This is a genomic window from Enterococcus bulliens, from assembly GCF_053761865.1.
Window position 1 is genome coordinate 1 of the sequence record NZ_JBSMXK010000056.1, and the last position, 1,324, is coordinate 1,324.

A 1,324-nucleotide genomic window follows, 5' to 3' on the forward strand; every position below is an offset into this window, starting at 1 on the left:
AGTCAAGTCCATAATCCTGTGTAAAATACTATACAATGTTTTACTGGTCTCTCATTGATCAAACTTAATATATTTTCTTGTAGAACTGAGCCATTCGTCATGAAGGTCCATAAGGACAGCTCCAATTAATCGATTGGCAGACGTTCGGTTGGGAAAAATCCGAATAATCTTTTCTCTTCTGCGGACTTCCTGGTTCAGTCGTTCAAGAAGGTTGGTGCTTTTTAGCCGATTGTGACCATTTCCGATAACCGTGTATTGAAAGGCATCTTCGAAGCCATTATCCAATGTTTCGCAAGCTTTTGTATATTTAGACTGGTCGATATATTCACCGACTAAGGCATTCTTAGCTGTTCGAGCGAGTTCAATATCCGTAAACTTAAAGATCGCTTTTACTGCTTCTCTAAACGGTTTTGAATTCTTTTTTGGAATGGAACTGAAGATGTTTCTTAAAAAATGGACCTGGCATCTCTGCCAACTTGCGTTGGTAAATGACTTACGAATTGCAGACACTAGGCCTTTATGGGCATCAGAAATGATGAGTTCTGTCCCCTGTAGACCGCGTTCTTTTAAGTATTCAAAGAAGATGGACCATGTGTCATCACTTTCTTCATTTTGGATCATGAAGCCAATGATTTCACGATCACCACCTTCTGTTATCCCGATCGCAATATGGCAGCTTTTAGAAAGCACTCGATGGTCCTCACGGACTTTTATGTAGAGAACATCAGTCATCAGATAAGGATAACTCGTACCTGAGAGTGAACGGTTCTGCCATTCGTTGACCATCGGGTCTAACTGCTCAGTCAGGCTAGAAACAAAAGATTTCGATACCGATTTTCCACATAGCTCTTCAACAATCTTTGAAACTTTACGTGTCGAAACGCCTGAAACATACATCTCAAGCATTGAAGCGAGCAGTGCCTTTTCATTTCGCTGATAACGCTCAAACACCGTCGGTGAAAATTCACCATCACGTGTTCTAGGCACTTTTAACTCGAGTGTGCCCACACGAGTCGTAAAGTCTCGCTTATAATAGCCATTTCTTTGACTCTGACGACTTTCTGAACGTTCATAGTCATCGGCTTGAATATATTCTGTTCGTTGATTTTCCATCAATTGGTTGAAAACAGTGGTCAAAATATTTTTAGAAACTTCATCTTTTACCGAATGTTCAATAATACTTTGAACCTCTTCGTTGTTCAGTGTAAAATGTACTTGGGTCATGTAACGTCCTCCTGGGTATGTTTTTGTGGTTAAAAACATTGTACCGTAAAAGGGCTGTTACATGGCCTTTTATCTTTTACACAATTATATGGACGTAATC

The 1,324-nt window shown here is 39.9% G+C and carries 1 protein-coding gene; it reads right to left on the minus strand.

Annotation, left to right across the window (positions count from 1 at the left end):
• Positions 1 to 51: 51 nt before the first annotated feature.
• Positions 52 to 1,224 (minus strand): IS256-like element IS1542 family transposase, encoded by a 1,173-nt coding sequence (locus ACWOEC_RS12200; protein WP_215717297.1) that lies wholly within the window; start codon positions 1,222 to 1,224, stop codon positions 52 to 54.
• Between the last annotated feature and the right edge of the window lie 100 nt (positions 1,225 to 1,324).

Coding starts and splice junctions, on each gene's coding strand:
- ACWOEC_RS12200 (WP_215717297.1), bottom strand. CDS start 1,224: ATGACCCAAGTACATTTTACACTGAACAACGAAGAGGTTCAAAGTATT.